Annotated in this window: 4 protein-coding genes and 1 pseudogene; 2 read left to right on the forward strand and 3 right to left on the reverse strand. The window is 70.4% G+C overall.

The window, feature by feature from the left end; translation table 11 throughout:
* Positions 1-660, reverse strand: a 660-nt coding sequence (locus C1J00_RS36720) for an aminotransferase class III-fold pyridoxal phosphate-dependent enzyme (RefSeq protein ID WP_180989835.1), incomplete at its 3' end; no start/stop codon positions are given.
* Between the two features lie 331 nt (positions 661-991).
* Here C1J00_RS36720 and C1J00_RS36730 point away from each other — a divergent pair.
* Positions 992-2215: a trypsin-like serine peptidase gene (locus tag C1J00_RS36730; protein ID WP_102913259.1), complete on the forward strand. Its 1224-nt coding sequence runs from the start codon at positions 992-994 to the stop codon at positions 2213-2215.
* Positions 2216-2442: 227 nt separating this feature from the next.
* A complete protein-coding gene (locus C1J00_RS36740) occupies positions 2443-3642 on the forward strand; it encodes a trypsin-like serine peptidase (protein ID WP_102913260.1) in 1200 nt (399 codons plus the stop codon).
* A 168-nt stretch (positions 3643-3810) separates the two neighbouring features.
* Here C1J00_RS36740 and hflX read toward each other — a convergent pair whose 3' ends face one another.
* Together hflX and C1J00_RS47345 are read right to left on the reverse strand one after the other, a co-directional pair.
* Positions 3811-5310: a GTPase HflX gene (hflX, locus tag C1J00_RS36745; protein ID WP_102913261.1), complete on the reverse strand. Its 1500-nt coding sequence runs from the start codon at positions 5308-5310 to the stop codon at positions 3811-3813.
* Positions 5311-5436: 126 nt separating this feature from the next.
* Positions 5437-5867 (reverse strand): annotated as a pseudogene (locus C1J00_RS47345) (hypothetical protein); the annotation flags it as partial.

Raw genomic sequence — 5867 nt, forward strand, 5'->3', positions numbered from 1 at the left:
CACTGGACGGCTTCGCTGCCGGCGGGTCCGCAGAACCGCACGCGTGCCCGCTCGGCGAGGCCTGGCGGCAGGGTGCGATACAGCTCGGTGAGAAAGGCGTCCTTCGCGGGTGTCGCCAGATCGAGGGTCCGCGGAGGTGCCGCCGAGGGCCCTGCCCGTAGTACCGCGGCCGGAGCCGGTGAACGCCAGGAGGCAGGTCCGACCGGTCGCCGCGCGTACCATCGCGTAGGCGCACTGGACGGCTTCGCTGCCGGCGGGTCCGCAGAACCGCACGCGTGCCCGCTCGGCGAGGCCTGGCGGCAGGGTGCGATACAGCTCGGTGAGAAAGGCGTCCTTCGCGGGTGTCGCCAGATCGAGGGCGTTCAGGGGTGCGCCGGAGTCGAGCACCTTGCGGATGGCTTCCAGGACGACCGGGTGATTGTGGCCGAGGGCGAGGGTGCCGGCGCCGGAGAGGCAGTCCAGGTAGCGGCGGCCGTCCGCGCCCTCGATGGTCAGTCCCCTCGCCCGCACCGGAACGATCGGCAGGGCGCGGGCGTAGGTCCGGGCGGCGGGTTCGCGCGCGGCTTGGCGGCGCAGGATTGCCTCGGGCCCGTTGCGCGGGGCGTGTGCGGTGGCTTCGACGGCTCCGCCGGGGTGGGATTTCGCCTGCGTACGTCCCACAGCCGCCTCCTCTGACGCACAACCCCCATGAGTGGATTCCGCCACGACTTCCCTGACCTCCCACTGGGCACGGGCACAGAGGGCCGCGCACAGACAGCAGGCGCCCCACCGCTACCAACCCCGGATCACTCACCGGGTTACGGGTTGCCTCAAGATCCTTTCCGTGACGGAACTGTTGCGGACCCGTCGGATCGCTCTCACAGCCACCGCATAGTGTGTGGTGCCGTTCCCGGACACCGTGCGGTCGTCCCGAACGTCCCGTGTGACAGCGGGAATCGGGGCCGAAGTGCCGGTTCGTCCATGTTCGTTCCGTATCAGGGGGAGTCAGATCATGCGATCCACACGGCCGTCGTCCCATGCCAGCCGAGGGGGGAGGGCGGGTCGCAGGAACTCCCCCGTGCTGGCCGCCGTGGCCCTCGCCTCGGCGCTCGCGCTGACCGCCACCGCCTGCGAGTCGGGCGATGCCACGGCGGGCGGCGAAGCCTCCGCGTCGGCCACCGCCTCCGACGACGGCAAGCTCAGGATCCCGGACGACATCAGGGATCGGCTCCGTGAGCACGGGATCGACGTCGACAAGTGGAAGAACGGCGCCTGGAAGAACTGGGACCGGGACGACTGGCTGCGCGAGGCCAACGAGTACGTCAACCCGATCATCGAGGGGCTCTGGAACCCGGACCGCATGCGGGAGGCCGAGGAACCCGACCAGGGTGTCGACGACAGCGACCTCTCCGGTGACCGGGGCGTGACCGATCCGACGCCCGAGCCCGTCGAGGCGCAGGCCGTGCCGCCGTCGTACCACGCCAACGCCCCGACGGCCGGGAAGGTGTTCTTCGACTCTCCCAAGGGCTCGGCCGTCTGCTCGGCGACCGTGGTGAAAGACCCGGCGCACCCCGGCAAGTCCAACCTGGTGTGGACGGCGGGCCACTGCGTGCACGCGGGCAAGGAGGGCGGCTGGTACCGCAACATCGCCTTCGTGCCGTCGTACAACGACGACGGCAGGCCGGTGGAGGAGCTGGAGAACGCCACCCGTGAGGACGTCGCTCCCTACGGTGTCTGGTGGGGCGACTGGGCGCAGACCTCGGACCAGTGGATCGAGCAGGGCGGTTCGACGGGCGGCGATGGCGCGCCGTACGACTTCGCGGTCATCCATGTGACGCCGGAGAAGGGCAGCGGCGGCAAGTCGCTTGAGGAGATGGTCGGTTCGGCACTGCCGGTCGACTTCAAGGCGCCCGCGGTGCCGCAGGTGAAGAGCGTTACGGCAATCGGCTACCCGGCCGCGCCGCCCTACGACGGGCAGAAGCTGTATCGGTGCCAGGACCGGCCCGGGCGGCTGTCGGTCACCGCGTCGGATCCGACGATGTACCGCGTCGGCTGCACGATGACCGGCGGTTCGTCGGGCGGCGGCTGGGTCGCGACCGGCTCGGACGGCAGGTTGGCGCTGGTGTCCAACACCTCCATCGGCCCGGTGACATCGGGCTGGCTGGCCGGACCGCGCCTGGGCGGCGTGGCCAAGGGCGTGTACGACTCGGTGAGCAAGAAGTTCGCCGGCCGGTGACGGCCGGCTGAACGCGCAGTCGGTGGGGCGACGTCCCCTGGGAGACCTTCACCGCCCCACCCCGGTACGCCCTCAACCCCACGGGCATAGTGGGGAGCGCGCGGGAACGCCGACGCCCACGCCATGGCATGCGCACGTAGCGCGCCCGCCCCCAGCACCAGCACCAGCACCAGCACCAGCACCAGCACCAGCACCAGCTTCGTACGGACAACGGGGGTCATCGCACCATGCGTTCCACACGTACGCCCGCACCTGGGCGCGGGCGGCGCACCGTCCTCGCTGCCGCCGGGCTCGTCGCCGCCCTGGCTCTCACCGCGACCGCCTGCGGCGGTTCCACGGACTCGGCGAGCGACAAGCCCGACGCCACCTCCTCACAAGCCGCCGCGGAGGGCAGCGGCAGCGGCAAGATCCCGGCCGATCTCGCGGGCAAGCTCAAAGAGCACGGGATCGACGTCGACCGCTGGAAGGACGGCGGCTGGAAGGACTGGGACAAGGACAAGTGGCTCGGTGACGCCAAGGACTTCGTCAACCCGGTGATCGAGGGCCTTTGGAAGCCGGAGCGGATGCAGTCCGCCGAGGAGGCCGACAAGACGGTCACGACGAAGGACGCGTCGGCAGGCCAGGGCGTCAGCGACCCGGATCCGGCTCCTGTCCGGGCGCAGGCCGAGAAGACGCCGTACCACCGCAACGCGGCGCCGGTCGGCAAGGTCTTCTTCGACTCCCCCGACGGCCCGGCCGTCTGCTCCGGCACGGTCGTCAAGGACGTCAACCATCCGGGCAAGTCCAACCTGGTGTGGACGGCGGGCCACTGCGTGCACGCGGGCGGCAACGGCGGCTGGTATCGCAACATCATGTTCGTCCCGGCCTACAACGACCTCGGCAAGTCCGAGGCGGTCAGCAACGCGAACCCGACCGAGGCCGCCCCCTACGGCAATTGGTGGGCGAACTGGGCCTCGACCTCGAACCAGTGGATCCAGGGCGGTTCGGCGAGCGGCGGGGACGGAGCCGCGTACGACTACGCCGTGCTGCACGTGAAGCCGGAGCAGGGCGCCAAGTCCCTGGAGGAGACGGTCGGCGCCGCGCTGGACGTGGACTTCTCCGCCCCGTCCGCGGCCGAGGCCGCCAAGATGGGCGCCTGGGGCTACCCGGCCGCGCCGCCCTACAACGGCGAGAAGATGTTCAAGTGCATCGACGTCCCCGGCCGGTTCTCGCTCGACCCGTCCCTGCCGACGATGTACCGCATCGGCTGCGACATGACCGGCGGTTCGTCCGGGGGCGGCTGGTTCCGGGTCCTGAACGGCAAGTCGGTGCTGGTCTCCAACACCTCGATCGGCCCGTCCGACAACACCTGGCTGGCCGGTCCGCAGCTGGGCCGCGACGCCGAAGCGCTCTACCAGAACATGAGCAAGCCGTACGGCGGTAAGTGACCGCATGCTGAAGGCCCGCTCCCCGGCAACAGGGGGCGGGCCTTCTCGCGGTCGGGCAAGCCGCGCTCAGGCCGGGCTGAGAGCACCAACCAGGCCAGGCTCAGAGCACCAACCAAGGTCGGGCTCAGAACGCCGGCCGGTCCTGCTCAGAACGCCGGCCCGTCCTGCTCAGAGTGCCGGCGCCGCCGCCGGAACGTACGGCGTGAGTTCCGCCGCCAGTTCCTCGTGCACCCGCACCTTGAGCAGGGTGCCCTCCGGGGTGTGCTCCTCGGAGATCACCTCGCCCTCGTCGTGGGCACGGGCGACCAGCTTGCCGTGCGTGTACGGCACGAGCGCCTCGATCTCGACCGACGGGCGCGGCAGCTCGTTGTCGATGAGCGCGAGCAGCTCCTCGATGCCCTGGCCGGTGCGGGCCGAGACGGCGATGGACCGCTTCTCGACGCGCAGCAGCCGCTGGAGCGTCAGAGGGTCGGCCGCGTCCGCCTTGTTGATCACGACGATCTCGGGCACGTCGGTGGCGCCGACGTCCCGGACCACCTCGCGCACGGCGGCCAGCTGCTCCTCCGGGAACGGGTGCGAACCGTCCACCACGTGCAGGATCAGGTCGGACTCGCCGACCTCCTCCATCGTGGAGCGGAACGCCTCGACCAGGTGGTGGGGCAGATGGCGCACAAACCCGACCGTGTCGGCCAGCGTGTACAGCCGTCCGCTCGGGGTCTCAGCCCGGCGCACGGTCGGGTCGAGGGTCGCGAACAGGGCGTTCTCGACCAGCACGCCCGCGCCCGTGAGGCGGTTGAGCAGCGAGGACTTGCCGGCGTTGGTGTAGCCCGCGATGGCGACGGACGGCACCTTGTGGCGCTTGCGCTCCTGGCGCTTGATCTCGCGGCCGGTCTTCATGTCCGCGATCTCCCGGCGCATCTTCGCCATCTTCTCGCGGATCCGGCGCCGGTCCGTCTCGATCTTGGTCTCACCGGGACCACGGGTCGCGAGGCCGCCGCCCTTGCCGCCGCCCATCTGCCGGGAGAGCGACTGACCCCAGCCGCGCAGTCGCGGCAGCATGTACTGCATCTGCGCGAGAGCGACCTGCGCCTTGCCCTCTCGGGACTTGGCATGCTGGGCGAAGATGTCGAGGATCAGGGCCGTCCGGTCGATGACCTTGACCTTGACGACGTCTTCGAGGTGGATCAACTGGCCGGGGCTGAGCTCACCGTCGCAGATGACGGTGTCCGCGCCCGTATCGACGACGATGTCCCGCAGTTCCTCGGCCTTGCCGGAGCCGATGTACGTGGCCGCGTCGGGCTTGTCGCGACGCTGGGTGACGCCGTCGAGCACCAGCGCGCCGGCCGTCTCCGCGAGGGCAGCGAGCTCCGCTAGGGAGTTCTCCGCGTCCTGCACGGTTCCCGAGGTCCAGACACCGACGAGGACGACCCGCTCCAGACGGAGCTGGCGGTACTCGACCTCGGTGACGTCCTCGAGTTCGGTGGAGAGGCCCACCACACGGCGCAGGGCCGCGCGGTCGGAGCGGTCGAACTGGTCGCCGTCCCGCTCTCCGTCGATCTCGTGGCTCCAGGCGACGTCCTCTTCCATCAGGGCATCGGCCCGAAAACCCTCGGGGTGGCTGTGCTCGAAGCGCTTGGAGTCCTGGGAAAAGGAAGAAGAGGAGGTCATTGGATCCTTACGTAGATGGGAAGCCGTTCACTGTCTGCAACGCGCGGGTGGTCCGGGAGATTCCCGGCACCCCGTACCGCGCCGACCTGAAGATGTTCGCACGGCACGGGGCGTCTCGTCACTGTGTTATCGGGCGGGCGTCCGCGCCGCTCGGCCCGGCCTCGCCCAAGCCTGCGGCTCGGCTGCCTGGGCCTGCGGCTTCGCTGCCGCGGCTCGCGGTTTCGCTGCCGGCGTCTGCGGCTTCATGGTCGGTGTCTGCGGCTTCGCGGGCATCTCCGGCTTCCAGTCCGGGTGCCCCGGCATCGGAGGGGTTTTCTCGCCGTACAGCCAGTCCTGGAAGAAGCCGTCGAGGTCACGCCCGGAGATCTCGGCGGCGAGCCTGACGAAATCCTCCGTGGTGGCCGTGTCGTCCTGGTGACGGGCGACCCAGGCGCGTTCCAGGCGTTCGAAGGCCGGGCGGCCGATCTCCTGGCGCAGGGCGTACAGGACCAGCGCAGCCCCGTCGTAGACGCTGGGCCGGAAGATGCCGGTCTTGCGGGCGGGGTCCGGGGCCTTGG

This window comes from Streptomyces cahuitamycinicus, from assembly GCF_002891435.1.
Classification (GTDB): Bacteria; Actinomycetota; Actinomycetes; order Streptomycetales; family Streptomycetaceae; genus Streptomyces; species Streptomyces cahuitamycinicus.